This is a genomic window from Vreelandella sedimenti (assembly GCF_013416325.1).
Classification (GTDB): domain Bacteria; phylum Pseudomonadota; class Gammaproteobacteria; order Pseudomonadales; family Halomonadaceae; genus Vreelandella; species Vreelandella sedimenti.
Genome location: NZ_JACCGK010000005.1, coordinates 114986 through 138790, shown reverse-complemented (window position 1 = coordinate 138790; position 23805 = coordinate 114986). Strand labels below are relative to the sequence as shown.

At 52.5% G+C, this 23805-nt stretch carries 27 protein-coding genes; 12 read left to right on the top strand and 15 right to left on the bottom strand.

Translation table 11 applies throughout. The features are described 5' to 3' along the window. Positions 1-3: 3 nt before the first annotated feature. Positions 4-729 carry an ArsR/SmtB family transcription factor gene (locus HZU72_RS07035; protein ID WP_180091151.1) on the bottom strand — a complete coding sequence of 242 codons (726 nt, stop codon included), beginning with the start codon at positions 727-729 and terminating at the stop codon, positions 4-6. A 214-nt stretch (positions 730-943) separates the two neighbouring features. Between HZU72_RS07035 and HZU72_RS07030 the strand changes: the two genes are divergently transcribed. After that, positions 944-1291: an antibiotic biosynthesis monooxygenase family protein gene (locus HZU72_RS07030; protein WP_180091150.1), complete on the top strand. Its 348-nt coding sequence runs from the start codon at positions 944-946 to the stop codon at positions 1289-1291. Positions 1292-1301: 10 nt separating this feature from the next. Here the strand turns inward: HZU72_RS07030 and HZU72_RS07025 are convergent, their stop codons facing one another. From HZU72_RS07025 to trpB, 4 genes are all read right to left on the bottom strand, one after another. Then, positions 1302-1502, bottom strand: a complete 201-nt coding sequence (locus HZU72_RS07025; protein ID WP_235976017.1) for a hypothetical protein — start codon at positions 1500-1502, stop codon at positions 1302-1304. Between the two features lie 97 nt (positions 1503-1599). Beyond that, a complete protein-coding gene (locus tag HZU72_RS07020; RefSeq protein ID WP_180091149.1) occupies positions 1600-2220 on the bottom strand; it encodes a LysE family translocator in 621 nt (206 codons plus the stop codon). Positions 2221-2396: 176 nt separating this feature from the next. Continuing rightward, the gene (gene trpA / locus HZU72_RS07015) at positions 2397-3236 is read right to left on the bottom strand and encodes a tryptophan synthase subunit alpha (protein WP_180091148.1); all 840 of its coding nucleotides are present in this window, start codon (positions 3234-3236) and stop codon (positions 2397-2399) included. A 20-nt stretch (positions 3237-3256) separates the two neighbouring features. Further along, on the bottom strand, positions 3257-4486 hold the full coding sequence (trpB, locus tag HZU72_RS07010) for a tryptophan synthase subunit beta (RefSeq protein ID WP_180091147.1): 1230 nt from the start codon (positions 4484-4486) through the stop codon (positions 3257-3259). Positions 4487-4632: 146 nt separating this feature from the next. Between trpB and HZU72_RS07005 the strand changes: the two genes are divergently transcribed. Further along, positions 4633-5535: a LysR family transcriptional regulator gene (locus HZU72_RS07005; RefSeq protein ID WP_180091146.1), complete on the top strand. Its 903-nt coding sequence runs from the start codon at positions 4633-4635 to the stop codon at positions 5533-5535. A 20-nt stretch (positions 5536-5555) separates the two neighbouring features. Here HZU72_RS07005 and HZU72_RS07000 read toward each other — a convergent pair whose 3' ends face one another. Further along, positions 5556-6422, bottom strand: a complete 867-nt coding sequence (locus HZU72_RS07000; RefSeq protein ID WP_286902268.1) for a LysR family transcriptional regulator — start codon at positions 6420-6422, stop codon at positions 5556-5558. A 137-nt stretch (positions 6423-6559) separates the two neighbouring features. Here HZU72_RS07000 and HZU72_RS06995 point away from each other — a divergent pair, with 137 nt between their 5' ends. The 3 genes from HZU72_RS06995 (at position 6560) to HZU72_RS06985 (ending at position 8039) form a co-directional block, all read left to right on the top strand. Next, positions 6560-7330, top strand: a complete 771-nt coding sequence (locus HZU72_RS06995; RefSeq protein ID WP_180091144.1) for an NAD(P)H-dependent oxidoreductase — start codon at positions 6560-6562, stop codon at positions 7328-7330. 183 nt (positions 7331-7513) lie between these two features. Beyond that, positions 7514-7786 carry a type II toxin-antitoxin system Phd/YefM family antitoxin gene (locus HZU72_RS06990; RefSeq protein WP_035584465.1) on the top strand — a complete coding sequence of 91 codons (273 nt, stop codon included), beginning with the start codon at positions 7514-7516 and terminating at the stop codon, positions 7784-7786. Further along, entirely contained in the window at positions 7767-8039 is a 273-nt protein-coding gene (locus HZU72_RS06985; protein WP_180091143.1) for a Txe/YoeB family addiction module toxin, read from the top strand. Before HZU72_RS06990 ends, HZU72_RS06985 begins: the two co-directional genes overlap by 20 nt. A gap of 28 nt (positions 8040-8067) precedes the next feature. Here HZU72_RS06985 and HZU72_RS06980 read toward each other — a convergent pair whose 3' ends face one another. Together HZU72_RS06980 and HZU72_RS06975 are read right to left on the bottom strand one after the other, a co-directional pair. Then, positions 8068-8667, bottom strand: a complete 600-nt coding sequence (locus HZU72_RS06980; protein WP_180091142.1) for a class I SAM-dependent methyltransferase — start codon at positions 8665-8667, stop codon at positions 8068-8070. A 41-nt stretch (positions 8668-8708) separates the two neighbouring features. Next, complete coding sequence (locus HZU72_RS06975; RefSeq protein WP_180091141.1) at positions 8709-9650, bottom strand: LysR family transcriptional regulator; 942 nt, start codon at positions 9648-9650, stop codon at positions 8709-8711. A gap of 106 nt (positions 9651-9756) precedes the next feature. Here HZU72_RS06975 and HZU72_RS06970 point away from each other — a divergent pair, with 106 nt between their 5' ends. After that, the gene (locus tag HZU72_RS06970) at positions 9757-10740 is read left to right on the top strand and encodes an aldo/keto reductase (RefSeq protein WP_180091140.1); all 984 of its coding nucleotides are present in this window, start codon (positions 9757-9759) and stop codon (positions 10738-10740) included. Between the two features lie 21 nt (positions 10741-10761). Here the strand turns inward: HZU72_RS06970 and HZU72_RS06965 are convergent, their stop codons facing one another. Then, positions 10762-11388, bottom strand: coding sequence for an SDR family oxidoreductase (locus tag HZU72_RS06965; RefSeq protein ID WP_180091139.1), 627 nt, complete (start codon positions 11386-11388; stop codon positions 10762-10764). Positions 11389-11623: 235 nt separating this feature from the next. Here HZU72_RS06965 and HZU72_RS06960 point away from each other — a divergent pair, with 235 nt between their 5' ends. Further along, on the top strand, positions 11624-12004 hold the full coding sequence (locus HZU72_RS06960; protein ID WP_180091138.1) for a hypothetical protein: 381 nt from the start codon (positions 11624-11626) through the stop codon (positions 12002-12004). Between the two features lie 67 nt (positions 12005-12071). On the opposite strand, the gene HZU72_RS06955 is transcribed toward HZU72_RS06960, so the two are convergent. Both HZU72_RS06955 and HZU72_RS06950 read right to left on the bottom strand, forming a co-directional pair. After that, entirely contained in the window at positions 12072-12761 is a 690-nt protein-coding gene (locus HZU72_RS06955; protein ID WP_180091137.1) for a VIT1/CCC1 transporter family protein, read from the bottom strand. Between the two features lie 56 nt (positions 12762-12817). Next, positions 12818-13153 (bottom strand): PQQ-dependent sugar dehydrogenase, encoded by a 336-nt coding sequence (locus HZU72_RS06950; protein ID WP_235976015.1) that lies wholly within the window; start codon positions 13151-13153, stop codon positions 12818-12820. A gap of 243 nt (positions 13154-13396) precedes the next feature. On the opposite strand from HZU72_RS06950, the gene HZU72_RS06945 reads away from it, so the two are divergent. Further along, complete coding sequence (locus HZU72_RS06945; RefSeq protein WP_180091136.1) at positions 13397-14332, top strand: glycerophosphodiester phosphodiesterase family protein; 936 nt, start codon at positions 13397-13399, stop codon at positions 14330-14332. Positions 14333-14389: 57 nt separating this feature from the next. Here HZU72_RS06945 and HZU72_RS06940 read toward each other — a convergent pair whose 3' ends face one another. Further along, positions 14390-15283, bottom strand: coding sequence for a dihydrodipicolinate synthase family protein (locus tag HZU72_RS06940; protein WP_180091135.1), 894 nt, complete (start codon positions 15281-15283; stop codon positions 14390-14392). A 380-nt stretch (positions 15284-15663) separates the two neighbouring features. Here HZU72_RS06940 and HZU72_RS06935 point away from each other — a divergent pair, with 380 nt between their 5' ends. The 4 genes from HZU72_RS06935 to HZU72_RS06920 all read left to right on the top strand — a co-directional run bounded on the left by HZU72_RS06935 (position 15664) and on the right by HZU72_RS06920 (position 21042). Further along, positions 15664-16107, top strand: a complete 444-nt coding sequence (locus HZU72_RS06935) for a hypothetical protein (RefSeq protein ID WP_235976014.1) — start codon at positions 15664-15666, stop codon at positions 16105-16107. Then, positions 16076-17293, top strand: coding sequence for a putative porin (locus HZU72_RS06930; RefSeq protein ID WP_208457989.1), 1218 nt, complete (start codon positions 16076-16078; stop codon positions 17291-17293). Before HZU72_RS06935 ends, HZU72_RS06930 begins: the two co-directional genes overlap by 32 nt. Positions 17294-17327: 34 nt before the next feature. Then, positions 17328-20156, top strand: a complete 2829-nt coding sequence (locus HZU72_RS06925) for a bifunctional diguanylate cyclase/phosphodiesterase (protein ID WP_180091134.1) — start codon at positions 17328-17330, stop codon at positions 20154-20156. 73 nt (positions 20157-20229) lie between these two features. Then, positions 20230-21042: a PEP-CTERM/exosortase system-associated acyltransferase gene (locus tag HZU72_RS06920; protein ID WP_180091133.1), complete on the top strand. Its 813-nt coding sequence runs from the start codon at positions 20230-20232 to the stop codon at positions 21040-21042. Between the two features lie 163 nt (positions 21043-21205). Here the strand turns inward: HZU72_RS06920 and HZU72_RS06915 are convergent, their stop codons facing one another. From HZU72_RS06915 to nfsA, 3 genes are all read right to left on the bottom strand, one after another. Next, a complete protein-coding gene (locus tag HZU72_RS06915; protein ID WP_180091132.1) occupies positions 21206-21853 on the bottom strand; it encodes a hypothetical protein in 648 nt (215 codons plus the stop codon). 138 nt (positions 21854-21991) lie between these two features. Further along, complete coding sequence (locus HZU72_RS06910) at positions 21992-22957, bottom strand: zinc-binding metallopeptidase family protein (RefSeq protein ID WP_180091131.1); 966 nt, start codon at positions 22955-22957, stop codon at positions 21992-21994. Between the two features lie 98 nt (positions 22958-23055). Next, the gene (gene nfsA, locus HZU72_RS06905) at positions 23056-23787 is read right to left on the bottom strand and encodes an oxygen-insensitive NADPH nitroreductase (RefSeq protein ID WP_180091130.1); all 732 of its coding nucleotides are present in this window, start codon (positions 23785-23787) and stop codon (positions 23056-23058) included. Between the last annotated feature and the right edge of the window lie 18 nt (positions 23788-23805).

Genomic DNA, 23805 nt, shown 5'->3' with positions numbered 1-23805 from the left:
ATCTTAGAGGCTTACAGCGGCTTGTCGGGCTGAAACCAGTGGCGCACTCTGCGGTGCGAGCATTGCCCACAACAACTTCTCCCCTTGGGCGCTGAAGACGATAACGCGAGAGTTTTTTTCTCGCCTTGCCCAGCCAAGCGCCTGAATTCGGGTAAGCAGTGCACTGCCCAGCGCGCCCGCTAGATGATGCCTGCGCTCGCCCCAATCGAGACACTCCCTACAAAATGAGCGTTTTGAAGAAGCAAGCGCGTCTGTATCGATGCCAAATTGATTAAACCACACCTTTCCCTGCTCAGTGAGTTGTAGCCCTCCCGGGTGCTGATGAAGGATATCCGTTCGCAGCATCTGCTCATACACTGAAACACCCAACTCCCCGGCAAGGTGGTCGTAACAGATACGGGCCTTGCGCAAGGCGGGATCGCGTGGCCCTGTAACAAGGCGGTTCCCCTCACTGCGGTAAGCGAGGCCCATCAGCGACTCCAGGAGACTGGACACCTCCGGACCCATCAGCCGGAAATAGCGGTGTCGGCCCTGCTGCTCCACCGTGATCAGCCCTGCGTCTAGCAGCTTGCCAAGATGAAAACTGATGGTCTGCTTGGTAACACCGGCCGTGTCCGCCAGTTCGGTCGCCGTCAGCGCACAACCTGACATCAGGGCGGAGAGAACCTCCGCCCGAGCGTTATCGCCGATAAGCGCTGCAACGCGCACAATGTTAGGGCCTTCACTCATGGTTCGATTCTAGTCGAACCACCAGAGGCCGACAACGCGGTATCGTCCTGGCTACCTATGAGGCCTACCGCGCCCGGCTGAAGTCTGACGAAGGTGGGCACGAGAACTTCACCATGGCTCAAGAGAAGCAGTTTATTCTCAAGGAGGAGCGCAGCTTCGTTGAGGTGGTGGACGGCACACTGGGCGTTGAATCTGTCTATTCGTGGAGTGTTTTATGATCGCTGTGATATTTGAAGTACTACCGCATTCGAACCGGAAGCAGGACTACCTGGACGCTGCCAGCGGGCTGAGCCAACACCTGGAAGGCACCGACGGTTTTATCTCGATTGAGCGCTTCGAGAGCCTCACGCATCCTGGAAAGATCCTGTCGCTCTCCTTCTGGCGGGACGAAGAAGCCGTGAAGCAGTGGCGAACGTTCGAACCTCACCGTTCCGTTCAGAAAGCAGGCCGGCAGGATATCTTTGCCGACTACCGGCTCCGCGTCGCTTCCGTCATAAGGGACTACGGAATGAATGACCGCCGCGAGGCTCCAGAGGATTCGCTTGACGCGCACCCATCATAAAGCGAGCGGGCTAGCCCACTGGGCAGCTGTCCTCGATAGCTAAATTGGTCACTAGCGAGGCGTCGAGTGCGCCTCCGTTAATAGCGCAAATCACAATGCAGGCTTCAGTGCCGTCAGCAGCGATCGCGAGTTCACCATCTACCTTCCAGGCACCGCTTTTGCCGCAGGTTAGCCAGCCGCCGGTGTTGGAGATGTGGTTGGATAGCAGCACCAACCCGCTGCCTGTCGATACTTGATTCTGGAGAGTAACGTTTATAGACAGGCTGGAAAAGTCGCGAGCTAAAGCTGCCTCCCATGTTAAAGCTTGCTCACTCTTTTTTAGCAAGCAATAGCCCTACTCCTGCGCTGGCCAATAAGCCTGCGCAGCCGCGGTTGAATAAACGTCGCATGGCGGGACGTGAAAACCAGTGGCTTAAAAAGCTGCCTGCATAGGCGTAACCGGCAATCGCTACCCATTCCAGCAGCAAAAACAGCGCACCTAGCACTATAAATTGCTGCCCTACATTGCCGCTGGGCTCCACAAACTGCGGCAGGAATGCAGTAAAAATCAGGATGGCTTTTGGGTTACCGGCGGCAAGCAGAAACTCTTGTCGCGCCAGCTCAAACAGGCTCTTGGGTTGGGTGTCTCCGTCATCACTTTCAGCACTGTCGGCACCCCATAATTGATACGCCAGCCATAACAGATAGAGGCCACCCACTACCTTGATGGCCAGGAAAATCTTTTCAGAAGTGTAAAGCAGCGTAGCCAAGCCGGTCGCAGCAAGCGTAATCATGCCAACAAAGGCTGTCAGCCGCCCAATACCTGCAAGACAAGCTGCCCTAACGCCATAGCGCTTGGCATTTGTCAGTGACAGCAGATTGTTAGGCCCCGGCGCCATATTGAGGGCGAAGCAGGCCGGAATAAACAACAGCAGTGTGGTTAGGTTCATGAAAATCGCCTCTCTGGTCTCGCAGCAAAGCCCTTCATTAACATTAGGCTATATGCCCAAGTGTTTAGTTTAGATTAGCTGCTCACGAAGGCTTGGCTCAACCTTTGATACCCAACAGAGGCGATACATTTCCCAACAACAGCGTTAATCGGTAAGGGACGAAGCCTGTGCCCTTATCAGTAAACTTGCGGCTCACTTACCTCCCGGCACGCCCTGACGCTTTCCGCCAGTTCTCCCACTAAGCCATGCACACGCTCTACGGCTTCATCAGGTGTATTGGCATTTTCGATACAGTCGACGAGTGCAGAGCCCACGACGACCGCGTCGCTGAAGCGGCCAATGGTGGCGGCTTGTTCGGCGGTACGAATACCAAAACCAACGGCGATGGGCAGTTCAGTATGTTCACGAAGCCCGGCTACTGCGCTTTCCAACCGTTCTGGCGTGGGCGCACTTCCACCAGTGACACCGGCAACGGAAACGTAGTAGATAAACCCAGAGGCATTCGCCAGCACCTTGGGCAGGCGTTTGGCATCGGTGGTCGGCGTGGCCAGGCGAATAAAATCAATGCCGTGTTGGGCCGCTGGCTGGCAGAGCTCTTCGTCGTGCTCGGGCGGCAGGTCTACCACGATCAGGCCATCGACCCCGGCCTTGGCGGCATCGGTCAAGAAGCGCTCGACGCCGTAGCAGTAAATGGGGTTGTAGTAGCCCATCAGCACAATGGGCGTGGTGCTGTCTTCTTCACGGAAGCGGCGCACCATTTCCAGCGTTTTGGCTTGTGTCTGGCCGTTATTTAAGGCGCGCAGCGCGGCTTTCTGGATGGCGGGGCCATCGGCCATCGGGTCGCTGAACGGCATGCCGAGTTCGATGATATCCACCCCCGCTTTTGGCAACCCGTGCAATAGGCGACGGGTGGTCTCGGCGTCCGGATCGCCAGCGGTGAGATAGCTGACCAGCGCCGGGCGGTTTTGCTGCTTGAGGGAAGCAAAGCAGTGTTCAAGACGAGAGGTATGGGTCATGACGTTCTCCTGTGTCGCGCTCATAGCTGTTTAACCCCGAATTTTTCACCAAGGTGATGGGCTACGCTCATCATGTCCTTGTCGCCACGGCCGCTGAGGTTCACCACCATTAAGTGCTCGCGTGGCAGGCCGGGGGCGCGCTTGCCCACTTCGGCCAGGGCATGGGCGGTCTCCAAGGCGGGAATAATGCCCTCCTGGCGGCAGCAGACCTGAAAAGCTTCCAGCGCTTCATCGTCAGTGGCAGAGACGTACTCGACCCGCCCCTGCTCGTGCAACCATGCGTGCTCCGGCCCGATACCGGGGTAATCCAGCCCGGCGGAAATCGAGTGAGCGTCGATAATCTGGCCATCTTCGTTTTGCAGCAAGTAAGTGCGGTTGCCGTGCAGCACGCCGGGGGTGCCGCCGTTCAGGCTGGCCGCATGTAGGCCGCTTTTAACGCCCTTGCCCCCCGCTTCCACGCCAATCATCTTCACATCAAGGTCATCGAGGAACGGGTGAAACAGCCCCATGGCGTTTGAACCGCCACCAATGCAGGCCACCAGTGAATCCGGCAGGCGACCTTTCTTTTCCAGCATCTGGGCGCGGGTTTCATGACCGATCACGGCCTGGAAATCCCGCACCATCGCCGGGTACGGGTGTGGCCCCGCCACGGTGCCAATGATGTAGAAGGTGTCGTCGACATTCGTTACCCAGTCGCGCAGCGCTTCGTTCATGGCGTCTTTTAGCGTGCCGGTGCCCGAGGTAACGGGGATGACTTCCGCGCCCAGCAGTTTCATGCGAAATACGTTGGGCTGCTGACGTTCGATGTCGGTTGCGCCCATATAGATAACACAAGGCAAACCAAAGCGCGCCGCTACGGTCGCGGTGGCAACACCGTGCATGCCCGCACCGGTTTCTGCGATGATGCGTTTTTTACCCATCTGCTTGGCCAGCAACACCTGACCAATGCAGTTGTTGATCTTGTGCGCGCCGGTGTGATTCAGCTCTTCGCGCTTCAAATAAATACTCGCCCCGCCAAAGTGCTCGGTCAGCCGCTCGGCAAAGTAGAGCGGGCTTGGTCGACCCACATAATCACCCTGAAAATAGGCCAACTGGCGCTGGAATTCGGGGTCGTTCTTGGCGATGGTGTATTCGTCTTGCAGCTCTAGAATCAGTGGCATCAGCGTTTCAGCGACAAAGCGGCCACCGAAGCTGCCAAATAGCCCGTTGGCATCGGGCAGGCTCTTGGATACGTCTACAGGTTGATTCATCGCGACCTCTGAATGCGTTATCGAACTGTTCAGTAAAAACAGTTCAGTGAAAACAATGCAGTGAAAATAGCGCAAGCAGGTGGAGATAAAAATCGATAAGATGTCAACAACATGTGAGATTAAGTCAACTATCAGCAGGATAACCCATGCAACACAGCATGCCCCCGCTTAGCGCCCTGCGCGCCTTTGAAGCCACCGCCCGTTTGGGTAGCGTGACCGCCGCTGCCGATGAGCTAAGCGTGACTCACGGTGCTGTCAGCCGCCAGCTAAAGAGCCTGGATGACCATTTTGGAGTAGCACTTTTTGCCAAAGCGGGCCGAGGTATTGTACTGACCTCGCACGGGGAGCGACTGCAGAGTGGTGTGGGTGAAGCGTTCTCACGCTTGAAGGATAGTTGCGCATCGCTCAAGCGAGATGTCGAAGAGGCGCCCTTCACCCTGGCCTGCCCTGGTAGCCTGCTGGCGCGCTGGCTAATTCCCCGCCTGGATCGCCTGCACCGCGAGCTGCCACAGCTGAAAGTGCAGGTGGTGGTGAGTGAAAGCGAGCAGCCGGGTACGCAAACGGATGCTAGCGCCACCCTGGCATTTGCCGAGCCACCCTGGCCCACAGGTGTTGAGGTATTCGAGCTGATGGAAGAGCAGATATGTGCGGTGGCAAGCTCGCAGCTGGCGGCCCAGTGCGATGCAACCAAGCCCGAATCGCTGCTTGCCAATAAGCTTTTATATACATCTTCCCGCCCCCAGGCATGGCCGCAGTGGGCCACCGCCAAAGGGCTGGCGCTGGAACAGCTTGAGGCGGCGCTCAGCAGAGGCCAGAGGTTCGATCACCTTTACTACTTGATGGAAGCGGCAGTGGCAGGCCTGGGTATCGCCATCGCGCCACGGCTATTGGTGGAAGACGACCTTAAGAGCGGGCGACTTATTGCCCCCTGGGGAAGTATCGAAACCCCCGCCCGGCTGTGCCTGTGGTTGCCCAGCCAAGCCGATAGCCGCCGTAGCGAGCCGCTGGCAGAGTGGCTCAAGCGGGAGTTGGAGGCTGACCGCTGCTAATATGACTACTTGATGAACGTTTATTTCACGCAAAGGATGCGCGATATTTGCTCACGCACCCAACGATGCGCACTATGACCATGATTGCGCTCATGCCACACCATACCGACTTTGAATCCCAGTGATTTAATGGGGGATTCAACAATTTTAAGGTCGGAACGCTGGGCAACTAAACGCCGCGGCACCAGTGCTACAAAACGTGAGTGAGCAATAATCTCAAGGACGAACAGGAATGAAGATGTCGACAGAACAACATTGCGTCTATAGCCCAATGTTTGTAAGACCTGATCCACCTGAGTGGAAAAATTGCCCCCGCTGAGCGAAACGATTACATGCTCGAGCTGGACATACTCTTCAATCGTCATTTCTTCACTTAGCTGTGAGTGATTCCAGCACCCAACCAGCACATAGTTCTCATCATACAGCGGCCTGATTCGTAAAACCTTGGGCGCCTCTTCGGGTGTCATGAGTGCAAGATCCACTTCACCCCGTGCCATTTGAGCTTCCAGCCTGGGTGGCTCCAGACTACGTATGGCGATTCTAATGCCAGGTGCTTGACGCCTTAATTCGTTCATGACCGCCAAACCAATGACCGCTTGAAGGTAATCGGTGCATGCAATCGTAATGGTCAGCGACGCTTGGGCAGGTTCAAAGTGCTGGTGCGTTATCAGCGTCTCTCGCACCTGATCCAGTGCAATACGTAGTGGGGTAAGTAACTCCAACGCTTTGGTGGTAGGCATCATCCCGCGGTGAGCCGGAATGAGCAGCGGGTCGTTGAACATATCCCTAAGGCGGCTCAGCTGAGCGCTGACGGCAGGCTGACTAAGATGCAGCCGTGCGGCGGCTCTCGTGACATTTTGCTCTTCAAGCAAAGCCTCTAAGGTCACCAACAAATTAAGATCCAGCCTTTTATTATCCATATTTTATATAGTAGATCATAAAACTATTAATTTCATTGATAGCTTATTCTTGCCCACAATCTCTAGCGTATCCACCAAGTAAATTCGCCTGTAGGAGCATTAGAGTGTCCAAGACCATATTGATTGTGTATGCGCACCCAGAACCCACATCATTGACCCGCCGGTTCGTAACTGAAACGGTACAAATACTGGAGCGACAAGGCCAAACCGTGCTGCAGTCAGACCTATATGGCATGGGTTGGAAAGCGACGTTTGATGAGCACGATTTCCCCAACCGTATAAATAATGACCGGCTAGGCTTTATTCAAGAGTCGCAGCACGCCTATGCCACTCACCAGCAGACGCAGGATGTCGCCGCAGAGCAGGACAAGCTGCTTGCCGCCGACGCCGTCATATTCCACTTTCCCTTGTGGTGGTTTGGTATGCCCGCCATTCTCAAAGGCTGGATAGACCGGGTGTACGCCTATGGATTTGCTTACGGATACAAAGATGAAGGCAATCGTTATCGCTATGGAGACGGTATTCTCAAAGACAAACGGGCGTTACTGTCGGTAATGGTGGGTGGCCCAGCGGAGGACTATTCACCCCGAGGTATTAATGGCCCCTTGGAGGAATTGCTATTCCCAATCACCCACGGCGCCCTGTTCTTTCCAGGTATGGATGTACTGCCGACCCATGCCGTGTATGGCACCGGGAAACTTTCGAATGCCAGCGTCGCGAAGGAGTTAGCCGCTTGGCGTCTACGCCTCGAAAATCTTTTTAATGCACCCCCTATTCCATTTAGGCGGCAAAATGGTGGGGAGTATCAGCAAAATATACTCGCTGACCATATTGCTATGGGGAAAGAGGGACTAACCATACACATCGACCATTAGCCAATTTTTAGACAGCAACAGCATAAAGATAAAGCATTCATAGCTGCACAATGTTACCAACACGTGCAGCTATGAATTCAGGAAATCTTGGCCAAGCGCAGCGATAAAGCTATCGCTGTGCTTGGCCTTGTCGGAGCTAGTGAGATATAGTTGTACGGAATTTCCGTACATTATGGTGACGTTATGGATATTATTAGTGTTAACAAATTCAGAGACAACCTGAAAAGCGTAGTAGAACAAGTGATTAGCCAGCACGAACCCTTAAAAGTAACCCGTCGTGCCGGAGAGGCGTTTGTGGTGATTAGCGCTGAGGACTGGGAAAGAGAGCAAGAAACACTGCATGTGCTTCAGAACCGAGACCTCATGCAACAAATTGCGGCTTCTCTAGATACCCATAGTCGTGGTCAAGGATACCAACCTGATAATGAGCAGATGAATGAGATCACTGGTATTTGAGGGCCGTACATGGGAAGCCTATGAAAAAATGCGTGAAACAGATAAGAAGCTGCATAAAGCGCTCTGCAAACTCTTAAAAGAAATGCTCCGCTCTGACGATCCAACGGCTGGTATCGGAAAACCGGAGCCACTCAAACACAATCTTTCTGGCTTGTGGTCAAGGCGCATTTCACAAAAAGATCGGCTGATCTACCGGTTCGATGACAAAGCTATTTATATTTTTGCCATCGGCGGACATTACGATCAGTCCTGATAATAGTTAATTGATGAAAAGCACGACGCTACCTCTTCTGCACTATCAAATAAGTGTGCAACTCAGGATGCTGATCGTACTCCAAGTGTTTGCACACCGCGCCTAGCTTAATCAGCAGGGATAAGAAGCCGTTGGTTCCAAGCGACGAGTAGTAGACCTCTGGCCCCATAAAGCTATCAGTGTGCTCGCCGGGTTCTTCCGTGCCACCAAAGGAGAAGATAAACACACCCCCCTCATTCAGGCTGTTGATGATCTTCGTGATGACACTTTCCTGTTGCGCCAGCGGAATATGCCAAATGCTGTCCCAGGCGGTGATAAAGTCGTATTTTTCCAGCGGCTGCCACTGGCAAATATCCTGGTGGTGAAAGGTCACGTCAGGGTGCTTCTGCTTAGCGAGGCGCAGCATTTCATCGGAAATATCCACGCCTTCAGGCGTAAAGCCTTCATGTTGCAAGAAGTCGATAAAGCGGCCGGTACACCCACAACCGATATCGAGTGCCTTACCTCGGCCCTTCACAAACGAAAGCGCCCTTTTGTGCGCCTCTATCCCGTTAGCGAGATTGAATTTGTCGCTTTGCCAGAGGTGGGTGATCTGATCGTAGGCGCTGCCAATATCAGTGGGTGTCATGGATGGCCTGTCGGATAAAAAGTGAAGACTTAGTGACTATATCACCCACTCAAGCGCTCGCGGTTATTGGCCACCAGTTCAACCAGAAAGTCCGCCACGGCCCGAATACGGCCTGATTGGGTAAGATCCGTCTGGATGACCAAGTAGATCGGCTGATCCACGCCAATATCCGCAGCGACACAGACAAGCCCGGCCTCCCTGGCCAGAAAATGTGGCAATACCGCTATCCCCAGCCCCGCTTTCGCCGCCGCAAGCTGGGTCGCCAGCGAGGTGGTGGTTAGCGCCGGTTCCCGCTCTTGCAGAATCCGCTCAACCCACTGGGCGGCAGGTAGGTGCGCTTGCATTTCTCCCCAGGTAATAAAGGCGTCGCTGTCGTAATCGCCCGCGTCATGATGAACCTCACGCTGGGCCACATAACTGGGGCTAGCATAAAGCCCAAAACCCAGCGAGCCGAGTCGGCGAAGGGTGACATTGCCCCGCTCAGGTTTGACCATTCGAAGCGCTACATCGGCGTCACGGCGGTGCAGATTGACGGTGGTGATATCGGTCACTAGCTCAAGTGTGATGCCGGGGTACTGAGCATAAAATTGTGGCAATGCAGGCAGAATCAACGACGTGGCCAGGTTTTCAGCCGTAGCCAAGCGCACCCTGCCGCTCAGTTGCGTAGCGAGTGCGCCCCCGCTGGAGAAGGCAGCTGCGGCGGCTTCCAGCGCTTCGGCTTTTTCGATTAGCCCGGCCCCTTCTTCAGTAAGCTGATAGCCCGACTGCTGACGAACAAACAACGGCAGCTTCAAGACTTTTTCCAGCCGCTCGATACGCCGGGAGAGCGTCGCGATACCCAGGTGGAGTTCCGCTGCCGCGCCGCTCAAAGTGCCGTGGCGGGCCACCGCCAGAAAGGCGCGTGTGTCATCCCAGACCCACCCGCGGGGCATCTGATTTTCAAAACTGGAAAACGGTTTACCGAACTCGTTCATTTTTTTCATTATTGGATAGTGCCACGCTGTTATTGCGCGTTTCAACAAGCGCTCGATAACAGCTCACGCTCTCTTGATGGGCAATGGTTTCGTAAGTCATTACAGGAGACATAGCATGCAAAAACGTACACTCGGCACCGACCTGACCACTTCTGCCATTGGCTTAGGCTGCATGGGAATGAGCGAGTTCTACGGCCCCCGAGACGATAGCGAGTCGCTTCGGGTATTGGCCCGGGCGGTGGAGCTGGGAATCGACTTTTTTGACACGGCGGATATGTACGGGCCACACCATAACGAGGAGCTGATTGGCCGTTTTCTTGCCAGCCATAAACCAAATGTACGTATCGCCACCAAATTTGGCATTGTTCGCAACCCTGGTGAGTATCAGCGTAGCCTGGATAGCAGCGCCCAGTATGCCCGCCAAGCTTGCGAGGCGTCGCTGAAGCGGCTGGGCATCGAACAAATCGATCTCTACTACGTTCACCGCGTTAACCCGGAAACTCCTATCGAAGAGACCATGGAGGGCTTGGCACAACTGGTTAAAGAGGGAAAAATTGCCCACATTGGTCTCTGCGAGGTTAGCGACGAGACCCTGCGCCGCGCACACTCCGTGCACCCGGTGACGGCGGTTCAAACCGAATACTCGCTCTGGACACGGGACGTGGAGCAAGCGGTACTGCCCACCTGCAAGGAGCTCGGCATCGGCTTCGTGCCCTACTCTCCTCTCGGCCGAGGTTTTTTAACGGGCAGGTTTCAAGAGAACGCCGATTTCGGCGAAGGCGATTTTCGTTCTAACCTGCCGCGCTTCTCTGAACAGGCCATGGATACTAACCGCCGAATCGCGGAGGTGATTGGTGACATGGCAGCACTCAAAGGCTGCACCCCTGCGCAGCTCTCACTGGCCTGGCTGCTATCCAAAGGCGACAATATCGTACCGATTCCGGGCACCAAGCGGTTGCGCTACCTTGAAGAGAATGCGGCAGCGGCTTCCATCCCACTAACCACCAATGAGCAGCAACAGCTTGAGGCGGCCACTGCTCGCCTTCCGGTCATCGGCGAGCGCTATACACCAGAGGGCATGAAGGGGGTTAATACGTGAGGAGCGGCTGCGGCTTGGCTACTAAATAATCTCGCCAATCGAGCGTTTGCCATCCAGCAGTAGATACTCCTGATTGACCAAATCGGACTTTTGCACGACATGAAGTAACGCATGGGCCACGTTGGCTCGTGAGATTTGGTTGTCGCCTGCTTCATCCAGTGAACTAGCAAACTGCTGGCTGGCGGCTTCGTGGGTCAAACGCCCAGGCTTGAGAATAACGTAGGGCATACCGCTATTGCGAAGGTGGGCATCGGCGGCAAATTTAGCAGCCATATAGGGGCGCAGCTTTTCGGGCGCTTCCATAGGGTTTTCTGCCCGCATAGCGCTGATCATGATGTAGCGGGAAAGCCCCTTTTGTTTGGCGATATCGGCAGTACGGATGGCACCGTAAAGATCAATCATCAGCGTTTTGTCTGGCCCGGTGTGCGGCCCTGACCCTGCCGTAAAGACCACTTGGTCGCAGCCGTCAAAGGCGTGCTCAAACTCGCCTTCTAAATCGGCTATCACTGTATCGATGCCGTGCTCTTTGAACCAGGCTGCCTGCTCTTCACTGCGGATCATCGCCTTGATGGGCGTGCCCGCTTTTTGGGCCAGTTGGCAAAACTGTTTGCCAATCTGCCCGTTCGCGCCAATCACTAACGTTGTCATAACGACTCCTAGTGAATTAGTTAGTTACTTACTAATAAGTGCAGGCATCTAGGCGTAATTCAACCTATTGCTGATTAATTCTCCCCCTGCACTTACTTACCTACGTTAAGACCTTCCTAGAGCCGATGGCCCCGCAGCGAGCCGCTGGCATAATGGCTTAAGCGTGAACTTGAGGTGTAAAGCTATAATGAATCAGTGAGCGCTTTGCGCCTAGTCGTTATCAGGAGACCTCCCTATGACCGAGGCAGAACGCAGTGTCGGTGTTGATGCGAGTAACGATGCTCTTACCCGAGCACGTTATATATCGCAAATTCAGCGTATTTCTTCGACTGCTAAAGCAGGCATCTCAGCAGGCAGAACCAGTTATCTTGAGGCAGCGGAGTACTGTCATGCGATGCGCAACCAAGTCATGGATGAGTATAGGGAACTGACAAGCGTGCAGGGGCTGGCGAGAGCAGAGCAGATAAAAAAAACACCGCCTAGTCTTGCTGCTCTTTTCGAGCGATACGCGCAGCAACTATTTGGTTATTCGTACCAAAACCTCTCAGCTGAGCAGCAGCAACGCATACACCACGAGGTTATTGAAGCTTCTGGCCGCAGCAATGCTGAAGTCTGACCCAAGCACTTCAGCATCGATAATTGCCAGCTCTTCAATACGAACGCTACATTCAGCGCTCACGCACTCAAGCCACAACCCCAAACACACGCCCAATAGCAGAGGTTAACGCCATTGCGAGCGCGCCCCAGAACATCACTCTTGCTGCAGCTTTCCAGATAGGTGCACCGCCCACTCTAGCCGCAAGAGCACCCAACAAAGCCAGGAAGAGCAGTGAAAACAGCGCTACCAGAGGAGTCAATAGTGATGATGGTGCCCACCAGGCGACCAACAGTGGCAACAGCGCGCCCGTGGTAAAGGTCGCTGCTGATGAAAGGGCTGCTTGAAGCGGGCGCGCTTGACCAGTCTCGGTGATGCCAATTTCATCCCGTGCATGGGCACCCAGGGCATCGTTGCTCATCAGCTGTTCGGCGACTTGCCGCGCCAGCTCAGGAGTCAGGCCGCGGGTTTCATAAATGGTGGCAAGCTCTTCCTGCTCTAGTTCGTAATGCTCCGCCAATGCTTTACGTTCGATATCGAGATCAGCATTTTCAGTGTCGGCTTGCGAGCTTACCGAAACATACTCCCCCGCCGCCATCGACATGGCGCCAGCCACCAGCCCGGCAATACCCGCCAGCATAATAGCGCTTTGAGTGGTATTGGCTGCGGCTACCCCCAGTATTAAACTGCTAGTAGAAACGATGCCATCGTTGGCCCCCATCACAGCAGCACGCAGCCAGCCGGAACGGTGAGATCGATGGTGCTCTGAATGGATCATGGACTTTCCTTTCTCTGAGGCGCATCCAAGCCAACAATAGCATCTAAGGTCATGAACTATTTTGCTGGCACTACTCGAAGTAGCCTGCCCTCGGAGCTGTCGGTAAGTAGGTACACTTCACCTTCTGGGCCTACCCGCACATCTCTTATACGCTCGTCTAGCTCACCAAACAGGCCTTCTACATCGCTGGCTTCGCGGCCATGGTTAGATAAACGTACCCGACGCACCTCGTTATTTACCAGCGCTCCTATCAGTATATCGCCCTGCCACTGCGGGAACAGCTCGCCGCTGTAAAGCGCTATCCCCAAGGGGGCAATAGAGGGCGTCCATTCTAAAAGTGGCGTTACGGTACCAGGGTACTTTTTGAACGGCGTGACGCGCGCCATGCTCATGGGCCATCAGCCGCGGGGTCTGCTCGTCATAGACGCCGTGAACGATGCGATGACCATAGCTGCAAATTGCAGGTGGGGGCCTACAAAAGGGAAGAGTGGCTCGCTTTCCAAGTTTTACAACGCCGTATGGTGCCCTTGCTGCCTCTTCAGCTCTCGATGAATCACTGAACAGTTCTCGTCATTTGGCTTTCACGCTCCAGGCCATGTACGCTTATTGAACGAACATTCAATTAAGGTGCTTTCATGCAACGTCATTCGCTATTCGCCGCAATGTCACTGGGGCTTTTTGCTGGTGCTGCCACAACCACCGCGCTGGCGGAGTCCACACCGTTGGAAGAGCAACTCAAAGAGCTTGAGTCATTCCAAGTGATCGCCCACCGCGGCGCCAGCGGCCACGCGCCGGAAAGCACCATGGCGGCCTATGAATTGGCCCATGAGTGGAATGTCGACTACTTAGAGCTGGACGCCCAAATCACCGCCGATGGTGAAGTCGTGGTATTTCATGATGACGCCATTGACCGCACCAGCGACGGTGAAGGCAAGATTAACGACTACACCATGGAAGAGCTGAAAGCGCTGGATACCGGCGCTTGGTTCAATGAAGCCAATGCTGATAAAGCAGACGCGGACTTTGCAGGGGCACAGATTCTCACGCTGGATGAGCTTTTCGAGCGTTTCGGTCACGATGCTCGCTACTACATTGAAACCAAGTCACCGCAGCTAAATCCAGGCTTGGAAGAAGCCCTGGTAAAAACGCTGGAAGAGTACGACATGGTCGAGAGTGGCCGAGTATTAGTGCAGTCTTTCGAGCAGGAAAGCCTGTTAAAAGTGCAGGAACTAAACGATGACATTCCGCTAATCCAGCTCGTTTGGTACTATCCCAGTGAAGAGGACGAATCGCGTTTAGTGGAGTGGACTGGCGTGACACCGGGCCCAGCAGAGATTAATGATGAAGACTTCCAGGCGGTAGCGGAATACGCGTCAGGAATCGGTACTAACTATATCTACGAAGGCCAAGAAGTCATCGATGCCGACTTTATTCGTCAAGCAAATGAAAATGGCCTGCCGGTGCACGTTTACACCGTCAATGAAACCGAAGAGATGGAGCGTTTGATGGAAATGGGCGCAAACGGCCTGTTCACAAATTATCCAGATCGCTTGCTTAAGCTCGTTGAGTAACCATCGTTTAATGGCATATTACGCCCGGCCTTGGCCGGGCGTTTTTATAATAAGGTTTTACTCAAGCCCAAGCTGCCCCAGTACCTGCTCTACTCTTTTACGATCGCCCGCTTGCAGCGTTTTAAGCGGCTGGGGCAAGCAGGGCTGACTCACCTTCCCGGTGATTTCTGCAATGGTAGCCGCCACTCGCAGGCTACCGCCGTATTCACGGTAGAGTGCCCACAGCGGCTCAAGGGCATCTGAAAGCGCCTTGGCCTGTTGAATATCCCCCGCCTGAGCAGCTCGGGTTATCGCCAGCGCTGCTCTAGGGTATAACCCGCCGATAACGGAGTACCAGGTATCACATCCCGCATTTAGACCGGTGGCTGCTGCCGCGTCGCCGCTGATGCCGATAGTGACATCAGCGGGGAGCAGCTTGCGCAACCCAGCCACCCGCTCCTTTGCAGAGTCCATATCATTGTTCACCGGCGGAATTTTGATAGAGCGAACCTGGGGTAGCTGCGCGATTCGCCCATGCAACTCATCGCTAAATTCAAAATGGGTTGTGCCAGGATTATCGTACACGCAAAGCGGCACACTCAGCGATTGACAAACCGTGGCGTAGAGGTCGAAGACTTCGTCATTGGTGAGCTTTTGGTAGGAAACCGGCGCTAGCAGAACTCCGCTGGCGCCTGCCTGCTGTGCGTGCTCTGCGTTAGCCAGCACATCACGAGTACGTAACGCACCAATGCCTGCAATTACAGGCGTGCCAACTGCATTTTCAACGCTAAGCTGAATAACACGGGCGCGCTCATCACGGTTTAAATAGGCGTAGCTACCGGTCGAGCCCAGCACGCCAATGGAATCCACCGCTGCCTCAGCTAAATGAGCAACTAAACGGACAAACTCATACTCATTAATGCCCCGCTCGTTCATGGGAGTTAGCGGGAATGCACTTAGGCCGGTGAACATGGTGGATGATCCTTTTAAGATGGATGTCATTCGTAGTGTCGCACAGACGATTAGCTCTTATGTACAAGCGTACTGCAATGGAATAGCCACAACTTATCCTCGTTATTCGTTGACATAACTTTCTGTTATTTTTCTTGAATTGATGTAGTGTTTGCGTATACGCCGTATCGATACGGCACATTGCTTCTGATGTGTATCTTTCAGTCATACTATCATGACTGAATATAAAAACAGTCTCGTTAGTGCTGCAAGGGAGAACACGTCATCAATTCATACACATTTTCAGTGCAGAGCAGAACTGCACCGTGCGTGAACCTGGCGTTCATCAATCAACCAGTAAGCCACCATCAATGTCATTACCCGTTGTAAGCGGTTCTCTAATGCGATTGGCCTTACTGGCAGTAACCACCCTTATTTTGCTTGTGGTGATTACTTTTGCAGCAACGAATGCCATCGCTCGGGAAGCACCACTTTATTTAGTGGCTCACCCTGACGTCACTACCCGTTGGCTGAACCGCGATACCACCCGCGCAATTTTCGCCATGCGCCAACGCACCTGGCCGGATGGCCAAGCGGTTAGGGTCTTCGTCTTAAGTAATAGCCATCCTATGCATGCTCGCTTTGCCAAAGAGCAATTGGCGGTTTACCCGCACCAGCTACAGCTAGCCTGGGATCGCATGGTCTTCTCAGGTACCGGGCAAGCCCCCGATCGAGTAAGCGATCAAACCGAAATGCACGAGCGCGTTGCTACGACACCCGGTGCTATTGGCTATCTTGAAAGGGAGTATCTGGATGATAGAGTCCAAGTCATTTCGATGGAATGAATGCAGAGTCTTTGCCGCTTTGCTAGGCACCGTTGTAATGGGTTTATCTGCTCCCGCCCAAAGCGACGAACACCCTCTGGATACTTTACAGGTGCATGGCTTTCTAAGTCAGGCGCTGGTCGTGACTGACGATAACAACTTCTTTGGTCAGAGCAGCCAGGATGAAGGCAGCTTAGAATTTACCGAAATCGGCCTCAACGTCTCCTTACGTCCCCATCAGGATGTACTCGTTGCTGCTCAAGTGCTAAGTCGTCAAGCTGGAGGTGATAGCAGCGATGCTGAACCTAAACTGGATTACGGTCTAGTTGATTACCAAATAATTTCAGACCAAGAACGTACCTTTGGTATCCAGCTAGGAAGGTTCAAAAACCCTTTTGGATTTTATAATCAAACCCGCGATGTGGCCTTTACACGGCCCAGCATATTACTGCCTCAGTCTATTTATTTTGATCGCACTCGGTCTCTGGGGCTTTCAGGAGATGGCATCAGCCTTTACCACGAGGAAAGACTCCGCACAGGTACCATAAGGGCGCAGGTAGGTTTTGGTCAGGCACGCATGGAAGATGACGTAGAGCAAACCTTGGGACTTGATAGGTTTCCTGGTTCTCTAGATGCGGCTTCCTCAGCGATAGGGCAGGTTCGATACGAGCATGATGCAGGACGGATCGTTGCAGCAGTGAGTACAGCAAATGCCAACGCTGATTATGAATCTCCTGCCAGCTCGCCCGGCGAAGGCCGGTTCCGATTTCAACCCTGGGTACTATCTTTTCAATATAATGAAGAGTTATGGACACTAACTGCCGAGTACGCCATCAGAAAATTAGAGTTAGAAGGCTTTAATTCCTTCTCTAATTCAAGCAGAACTGGCGAAAGCTGGTATGTGCAATTTGCTAGACGCTTTAATTATAACTGGCAATGGCTGATTCGTTACGACAGCTTAACTAATAATAGAGAAGACTCTTCAGGAAAAAATTATGAAGCGATGGGCCTGGGGCCTGCACATTCACAATTTGCAGATGATCTAACATTTGGTCTGCAGTGGACACCGCACCCTCAAGTAATGCTGGCAGGCGAATATCACCATGTGGACGGCACTGGTTGGCTGCCCACTCAGGATAATCCCGACTCTTCAGCGACCAGCCGAAGATGGAACATGTGGTTATTCCAGCTATCGCTGCGCTTCTGACGCTTCCCCAGATCCTGGCTAGGACGTTACCGCGATGAAAACACCTACTCTTTTTCGAACGCCTCAGCGTCTTAGCCTAACATGGCGGGTCATCGCGTTAAGTAGCCTCCTGCTTTTGGCACTGGTAACACTTTTTACTTGGCTAGGCCACGACAACTTAACTCGTCAGTTTCAGGAAAGTCAGACTCAGCACCATGAACGCCAGCAGCGAGAAATCCGTTTAGCACTACTCCGTTCATCAGAAAATTTACGCCAGTTAGCAGGCTTGACGGCCGCCTCTGCGAGCCTTGGGCTGCCCTTGCAAGCGGGTAGCACAGCCGATGTAGAGCGAGCGCTGGACTCCCAGTGGCCCGCTCTTCAGCTCGAGGCAGGGATTGATGAGATTCTAATCATCAATACTCGCGGACAAGTCATGGGAAGCTGGGGAACCGGAAATTCGCAGGCACAGCTTCCCATCTTGAACTGGGTAAATCGTGTAATGAACACCGAACGTCCACTCGCAGCACTTCGCTGTTCAGATAGCTGCCAGCAGTTTGCTGCCGTGCCGGTGCTGGTGGAGGGGGAAAGTGTCGGTATGGTCGTGCTGTCCCGCTCGTTAGCCGATGTCACTCGGCAAGCCAAAGAAGTGTCTGGCAGCGAAGTCGCTTTACTCGTTACCGGGCCCGCTGAAGAAAATCAGATAACGGCAACAAGGCAGTTGCCAGCGTGGAATGGCCAATTGTTGGCACTCACAAGCGAAGAACAAAGCTTAGTACCTTTGCAGCGAGCGGCAGACACTGCCCCTGTTCGCCGCTTGATGGAAGCACCATTAAGCCTTGAACATGACGGCAGGCATTTAGAACTCAGTGCAGTGCGCATGGAAGAGGATAACGAACGTAGCAATATCGGGTACTTCCTGCTGATATCAGACATTACCGAACAAATTAAGGCAATTAATCAGGATACTCGCACACTCTTGTTCGTAGGCGTACTCGGCTGGATAGCTGCTGAACTACTGCTACTGGTCATACTGCTGGGCCCAATGGCTCGACTGCGTAGAGTCGCTGGATTGCTTCCTGCCCTGGCTGACGGGAAGTTTAGCGATATACACTCCGCCATTCCCAGCCACCGCCGTCGCATTCCCGACGAGATAGATGTGCTTGAGAGCACTACGCTCGAGCTTTCGCGCCAACTCGAATTGTTAGAGAGTGAAGTACAAGAGCGCGGTGACCAACTAGCCGAGCGCATTGAAGAGCTAGCCAAAGAGCGGGATTTCATCAGTGGCCTGCTGGACACAGCCCAGGTGTTTATCATTGCTCAAGATTGCACTGGAAGGATCAGCCTAGCCAATGAGTATGCTCAGTTGATGCTGGGGCTTAATGATACTTCACTACTTGGACGTCATTTTATTGATGTATTCGAGGCGGGTTCTCCTACCACGTTGAATACGTTTCTCCATCCCCAGCAAGAAGAAAAAACGCTACGTACGCCCGATCACCGCCTTCATACTATTGCTTGGTATCATGCCCCTTTACAGACGGGTAATGAGGGGAAAGTATCACGTATATCAGTAGGGCTCGATATTACCGAGCGCAAGGCTGCCGAAGCGCGATTAACTTGGTTGGCCGAACGCGATCCGTTGACGGAACTGTACAACCGGCGCTATTTCCAGCATGCGCTACAAATCGCCATTGAACGCCCCTCAAAGACAAAAGGAGCAGTACTGCTGCTCGATTTGAATCAGTTCAAGGAGGTTAACGAGCTGAGTGGCCACCATGTAGGCGACAAATTACTTCGTGAAGTGGCTGACACCCTCTTCCGCAACCTTGGCCGCCGTGGGGTTATTGCCCGCCTCGGTGGCGACGAGTTTTCCCTGCTATTAGAGGATACCAACGCCGATCAGGCAGTCAGTGTCGCGCAATATATAGTCCAACTGCTAGAGGCCATCGGCTTCATTGTCGGCGAGCGGCGGCACCGGGTAACTGCCAGTATTGGTATTGCCCTGTTTCCAACCCATGGCAATACGCCTGCTGACCTAATGGCTAGCGCTGATGTGGCAATGTACAAAGCTAAGGAGAGTGGGCTCCAGCACTGGCATCTACTTTCCAAGTCAGAAAATGCCAAAGACGAACTACAAGAACGAGTTTACTGGGTTGAACGCATACGCAATGCGCTTGAAGAGGACAGCTTCGAGCTAATGGTGCAGCCCATCATGCGCCTTGAAGACCAAGACGTAAAACACCACGAGGTGCTTCTGCGAATGCGAGACGCAGATGGGAGCCTAATTTCTCCTGCACACTTTATTCCTATTGCTGAGCAGAGCGGACAAATAATTTTAATCGACCGCTGGGTATTGCGGCATAGTTTAAAAGCACTTAGCCAGTTGCAGGATCGAGGCATCACTCTGGCAGTTAACCTTTCGGGCCAATCTCTTCACGACGGAGATTTGAAGCAATACTTGGCAGATGAGCTGACGGCTAGTGGCGCTGATCCTCATCACCTCATATTGGAAGTAACAGAAACAGCCGCGGTTACTGATTTTTCTACCGCGCGCGGCGTACTACAAGCAGTACGCGACCTGGGTTGCCGTACCGCATTGGATGACTTTGGAGTGGGCTTCAGCAGTTTCCACTACCTCGGGCAGTTGCCCGTCGATTATATTAAGATTGATGGCTCTTTTATTCGCAGCTTGCTAATTAGCCCTGACAGCCGCGTCATTGTTCGTGCTATTGCCGACATTGCTAAAGGTTTTGGCAAGCAAACGATTGCTGAATTCGTTGATCAAGAAGCACTATTGCCAATATTAAAAGCCTATGGGATAACTTATGGGCAAGGATTTTATTTAGGGCGTCCTGAAAAAATTAAAAAAATAATAGAAAATTAATAAAATTGTCAAACATAAAAAATTAGCTATATAATTTATGCATTTCATTCTACGCCCTAAAATAGGAAAAAAAATGACACCTCAAGAAAACAAATTTTCAAAACGTTCTCGAAATCAAGCACTTCTTGAAAAATTTTCAAATGAATACAATTTCATATTAGCAAAAACGGCTAGCGAAAAAAACAAAGCCTTACTTCTAAGACATGCGATTTTTCTACAAGAGCTTAATTATGAAATGCATGAAGATCAAACTAAAAAATATGAAACCGATGAGTATGATAATACTTCTATACACTGCCTTATTGAGCATAAAAAAAGTGGCCTACCTGCAGGATGCATGCGTTTAGTAATCCCATCGAGCGACCCAACCTCAAAACTTTATAGACTACCGGTGGAAATACAAGGGGAACAAAAGCTTAATCATAGGACCTTGAATCCTAGCCTAATGTCAAAAATACAACTTTGTGAAGTCTCCCGCTTAGCAATTTCACGACACTTTCGACCACGGCAGCAAGATAAAAACCAACTCGATGTAGTATTTGATGGATATAATTTCTCTACCGAAGAGACAGAAACTTTTCCATTAATTGCTATTGGTTTATTCCTATGCACCTATTCTTTAGTTGGTTTAAGTGGCAAACAACATGTATATGCAATGATGGAACCTCGACTACCTAAACTTTTATCGCTGTCTGGATTCCATTTCACTCAAGTGAGCGAAGTCATAGAATACCATGGCTCAAGGCATGCTTATTATATTGACCATACCAAAGCAGAAAAAGAAATGCATGAAGACTTAATGCCGCTATACCTATATATCCGACGAGCATTAGAGCCACAATTAAAAGAACTGCTGGCTACAACAGACAGCAGTTCTATAGCTTAGGCTCTGTCTGAAAACTGGCTGCGCTCGACCATACGGCGTTAAAAATCGGCTCAAAGTACTCATTTACACCAAGTAAACTCCGTCTTTTTGCCGATTTTTGCCTTGCCTGGCTTTCCGCTCACCGACTTTTCAAACAAAGCCTAGCGTAGTTATAGAGATACAACTATGCTGCTCTATTACTCTCGACAGGCGAGGGGGATCTAAAATCATTAACCGTTAAGCTGGTGAATTTCTCCAAGAAAAACACTAGCGTTTCGGGATATTTGAAACGCTCCTCGAAGCGCTCTTGGCCCTCTTGTGAACGCCGTGTCACGCTTGCTTTATAGCCGCCATTAGATTTAGTCACTTTTACGCTATTTTCGCGACTGCCATCACGTTTAATGGCCGTTAATGGTGAGCTATCGCTTAATAAAACGTCTAGCTGTCGAGCAGCAGTGCGTTCCTCATCAGATGCCCAGAGAGGCTGATCTCGGTCACCATAACGGTAGAGCATAATCACCAGCATGACCGAAAAAATACTGCTGGTTAGCATCCAGGTTAATAAAACGCTCGAAAGCGCCGTTGTCAGCATGATGAACATTTGAACCACAATACCCACCGCTAGCACACTGGCCAGAGGCCTCCACATACGCGGGTTCATAAACCCACGCTTGAGGATATACCCCCAAAGCCCAATGACCGCTAATGCCCCCAACAACAAATGAATGGGGGCAAGCAGCGTTCCTCCTCCAGCCAATATAGCAATTACCCCAATGATCACTATTAAACTGTAGAAAGCAGCTAACAGGTAGTAAGCACGATCAAGAGTCATATGCAGTCTCCATGCGGGTTAGCCGATAACCTAATCGCCATCGGTTTTCTTGTTATCTGTATACGGAAAAAGCCTTGAACTGCAGTATAGGTTATGACGAAAATTCTTCACTATTGCCGACGTAGCCAATACGGCAGGTCATAACCCTTGAGCCCCTCGGCGTAGCCAATCATGCACGAAAGCGAGCTTATGTCGGGCAGCCTCTGAGAGGACAAAGGGATAAAGATCCGGCAAACCCATCGAGCGATTAACATGATTAACGCCCACGGTGAGTGAAGCTGCCACGTAGATCAAGCGCTCTGCATCAGGCTCTGCATACGGCTCCCATTGATGGCTAGGCAGCTCTGGTGAAGAGAGGTCTGATGCCGCAAAGCTATCGGCAATATCGGTTAAATGCAGCAGGTGAGCAGCAGTCTCGGCCCAATCTTCATGAGGGTGCGCAGAGGCATAAGTGGTTAAATAGCGCTTTTTCCAATCGGGCGGCGGGCCATCAGTATAGTGGCGCTGAAGTGCTGCGGTGTAATCCAGACGTTCGTCTCCAAACATCTCACGAAAAGCATCAAGAAAGTCTTCGCGCAGGCTTAGCCGCCACCACAGCATATGCGATATTTCGTGGCGCATATGGCCAATCATCGTGCGGTAGGGCTCTTCAAGCGCTTCACGACGGGTCGTGACTAGTACGGGGTCTACTTCGGCTACACTAATGGTCACCACCCCTTCAATGTGCCCCATCGGCACAGGCGTACGGCCTTCGGCGAGCAAATGGAAAACCGGCGGCGCGCCTGGATCTTCCGGGCGGAACCAGTGCCAACGCCCGAGGTTATCAAGCACCCAGCGTTTGGCGGCTTCAGTCTTGGCCCAATTAGGAATCGCATTAGGAAGGTTAGGATCTGGAGCCAGCGCCGTCATGGCACAAGCGCGACAAAAAGCTCCCTCTTCAGGTGCAATCCAGTTGCAACCGATAATGTCACGGTTAATACAGAAAGGTGGCATTGGCACAAAGGCCCGTGCCTGAGGGTCATAGGCAACGGGGATACCATCTGCGGTTGCGAGATTATCGAACCATAGAGAGCCGGAACCGACGGGGTTTGAAAATACTCGCATACGGTAAAGCTCCTGAAAGCGAGGAAAAGAGAACCTCAACCGACCGACTGAGCGTTCTCTTTTCCAAAAATCCTATTAAAAACAGTGTGCAGCGCACTTTATTTCATTTCAAAACCGCGCTTGATTAAAAAATCGCGCATATGAGGGCGCAGCTTGTTATCGAACAAAGGCTTGAGATTGCGAGACCAGTCGGTGTCTTTATTACTGCTACTGCGAGCCCGATAGTAAGCCTGCATAGTCGTATCGAAGGACTCTACCTGCTCACCGTCTTCAGTGTAGTAGTCTTCTTTAAGAACCGCCTCCACGGGTAAGCGCGGCTTAACTTCAGGCTCTTGATCCGGATAGCCAAGGCACATACCAAACACCGGGTACACGTGCTTTGGGAGGCGTAGCAGGTCGCTAACCTCTTGAGGATTATTGCGGATACCACCGATATAGCAGATTCCCAATCCTTCGGATTCAGCCGCCACTGCCACATTTTGCGCCATCAGTGCCGTATCCACTGTTGCTACCAACAGTTGCTCGGTCATTCCCCGCACAACGTTTGCACCGGTGCGCTCTGAAGCCTCCGTGGGGCGCTTCATATCGGCACAGAAAACCAGAAAGTCTGCACAGGTGGCAATATAACCTTGTCCACCGGCCAGTTCTGCTATCTGCTCACGGTTCGCTTGGTTTTTTACATGGATAACCGTATACGCCTGAACGTGGCTGGAGGTAGCTGCCCCCTGCCCGGCTTGGATAAGCTCCAGCAGCAACTCTTTCGGGATCGGCCGGTCGCTAAATTTACGGATCGAACGGTGGGATTTCAGCAACTCAATAACGTCGTTCATGGAACCTCGCTTATCTGG

Excerpts from the sequence above, each read along its gene's own strand:
- HZU72_RS07035 (WP_180091151.1), bottom strand. The coding sequence starts at position 729 with ATGAGTGAAGGCCCTAACATTGTGCGCGTTGCAGCGCTTATCGGCGAT.
- HZU72_RS07030 (WP_180091150.1), top strand. The coding sequence starts at position 944 with ATGATCGCTGTGATATTTGAAGTACTACCGCATTCGAACCGGAAGCAG.
- HZU72_RS07020 (WP_180091149.1), bottom strand. The coding sequence starts at position 2,220 with ATGAACCTAACCACACTGCTGTTGTTTATTCCGGCCTGCTTCGCCCTC.
- trpA (WP_180091148.1), bottom strand. The coding sequence starts at position 3,236 with ATGACCCATACCTCTCGTCTTGAACACTGCTTTGCTTCCCTCAAGCAG.
- trpB (WP_180091147.1), bottom strand. The coding sequence starts at position 4,486 with ATGAATCAACCTGTAGACGTATCCAAGAGCCTGCCCGATGCCAACGGG.
- HZU72_RS07005 (WP_180091146.1), top strand. The coding sequence starts at position 4,633 with ATGCAACACAGCATGCCCCCGCTTAGCGCCCTGCGCGCCTTTGAAGCC.
- HZU72_RS06990 (WP_035584465.1), top strand. The coding sequence starts at position 7,514 with ATGGATATTATTAGTGTTAACAAATTCAGAGACAACCTGAAAAGCGTA.
- HZU72_RS06985 (WP_180091143.1), top strand. The coding sequence starts at position 7,767 with ATGAGATCACTGGTATTTGAGGGCCGTACATGGGAAGCCTATGAAAAA.
- HZU72_RS06980 (WP_180091142.1), bottom strand. The coding sequence starts at position 8,667 with ATGACACCCACTGATATTGGCAGCGCCTACGATCAGATCACCCACCTC.
- HZU72_RS06975 (WP_180091141.1), bottom strand. The coding sequence starts at position 9,650 with ATGAAAAAAATGAACGAGTTCGGTAAACCGTTTTCCAGTTTTGAAAAT.
- HZU72_RS06970 (WP_180091140.1), top strand. The coding sequence starts at position 9,757 with ATGCAAAAACGTACACTCGGCACCGACCTGACCACTTCTGCCATTGGC.
- HZU72_RS06965 (WP_180091139.1), bottom strand. The coding sequence starts at position 11,388 with ATGACAACGTTAGTGATTGGCGCGAACGGGCAGATTGGCAAACAGTTT.
- HZU72_RS06960 (WP_180091138.1), top strand. The coding sequence starts at position 11,624 with ATGACCGAGGCAGAACGCAGTGTCGGTGTTGATGCGAGTAACGATGCT.
- HZU72_RS06955 (WP_180091137.1), bottom strand. The coding sequence starts at position 12,761 with ATGATCCATTCAGAGCACCATCGATCTCACCGTTCCGGCTGGCTGCGT.
- HZU72_RS06950 (WP_235976015.1), bottom strand. The coding sequence starts at position 13,153 with ATGAGCATGGCGCGCGTCACGCCGTTCAAAAAGTACCCTGGTACCGTA.
- HZU72_RS06945 (WP_180091136.1), top strand. The coding sequence starts at position 13,397 with ATGCAACGTCATTCGCTATTCGCCGCAATGTCACTGGGGCTTTTTGCT.
- HZU72_RS06940 (WP_180091135.1), bottom strand. The coding sequence starts at position 15,283 with ATGTTCACCGGCCTAAGTGCATTCCCGCTAACTCCCATGAACGAGCGG.
- HZU72_RS06935 (WP_235976014.1), top strand. The coding sequence starts at position 15,664 with ATGCGATTGGCCTTACTGGCAGTAACCACCCTTATTTTGCTTGTGGTG.
- HZU72_RS06930 (WP_208457989.1), top strand. The coding sequence starts at position 16,076 with ATGATAGAGTCCAAGTCATTTCGATGGAATGAATGCAGAGTCTTTGCC.
- HZU72_RS06925 (WP_180091134.1), top strand. The coding sequence starts at position 17,328 with ATGAAAACACCTACTCTTTTTCGAACGCCTCAGCGTCTTAGCCTAACA.
- HZU72_RS06920 (WP_180091133.1), top strand. The coding sequence starts at position 20,230 with ATGACACCTCAAGAAAACAAATTTTCAAAACGTTCTCGAAATCAAGCA.
- HZU72_RS06915 (WP_180091132.1), bottom strand. The coding sequence starts at position 21,853 with ATGACTCTTGATCGTGCTTACTACCTGTTAGCTGCTTTCTACAGTTTA.
- HZU72_RS06910 (WP_180091131.1), bottom strand. The coding sequence starts at position 22,957 with ATGCGAGTATTTTCAAACCCCGTCGGTTCCGGCTCTCTATGGTTCGAT.
- nfsA (WP_180091130.1), bottom strand. The coding sequence starts at position 23,787 with ATGAACGACGTTATTGAGTTGCTGAAATCCCACCGTTCGATCCGTAAA.